1 protein-coding gene is annotated in these 670 nt (G+C 60.0%); it reads left to right on the forward strand.

The genetic code is table 11. The features are described 5' to 3' along the window. The first annotated feature begins 162 nt into the window (after positions 1-162). A complete protein-coding gene (locus NKH49_RS34810; RefSeq protein ID WP_352930233.1) occupies positions 163-609 on the forward strand; it encodes an endonuclease domain-containing protein in 447 nt (148 codons plus the stop codon). Positions 610-670 lie beyond the last annotated feature (61 nt).

Raw genomic sequence — 670 nt, forward strand, 5'->3', positions numbered from 1 at the left:
AGATCAACGAATTGATCGACCATGTGCGCGAAGTGCTGAGGGCCGTGGATTGAACCAGGTGCAGCTTTCCCTCCCCCTCGAGGGGAGGGTGGCCGCGAAGCGGCCGGGTGGGGTCGGTGCGGCAGTGCGCCAGCCTGACCTTCGGCCGCATAGGTGTCTGTGATGCCCCGGACCCGCGTGAGCTTCGAAATGCGCCAAAAGGCGCGCGCGCTTCGAGTACATGCGACCAAAGGCGAATCGCTGCTTTGGTATGAACTGCGCGAATTGAAATCGGCTGCGATGAAATTCCGCCGCCAGTGTCCGATCGGGCCTTATATCGTCGACTTTGCTTGCCTTGCGGTAAAGCTGGTCGTTGAAATCGATGGTGATCTGCACGAACAGGAGAAGGGCAAACGGCACGACGCCGTCCGTGATGCCTATCTGCGATCGCTCGGGTTCGATATCTTTCGCGTCGATGAGCCCGATGTCATAAACAGCGCTTGGCATGTCGCACAGGTGGTCAAGGAGAAGGTCGCGCGCATGTCAGCCGACCCCACCCGACCGCTTCGCGGCCACCCTCCCCTCGAGGGGGAGGGGGACGCTGGCGTGCCACAACCAATGAGGTTTTAGAATATGGCCGCCCCCGGCGAGAATCTGCGAATCAATTCAGACCGTTTGTGGGATTCGATAA

The organism is Mesorhizobium sp. M1088 (genome assembly GCF_040318575.1).
GTDB lineage: Bacteria > Pseudomonadota > Alphaproteobacteria > Rhizobiales > Rhizobiaceae > Mesorhizobium.

Coding starts and splice junctions, on each gene's coding strand:
- NKH49_RS34810 (WP_352930233.1), top strand. CDS start 163: ATGCCCCGGACCCGCGTGAGCTTCGAAATGCGCCAAAAGGCGCGCGCG.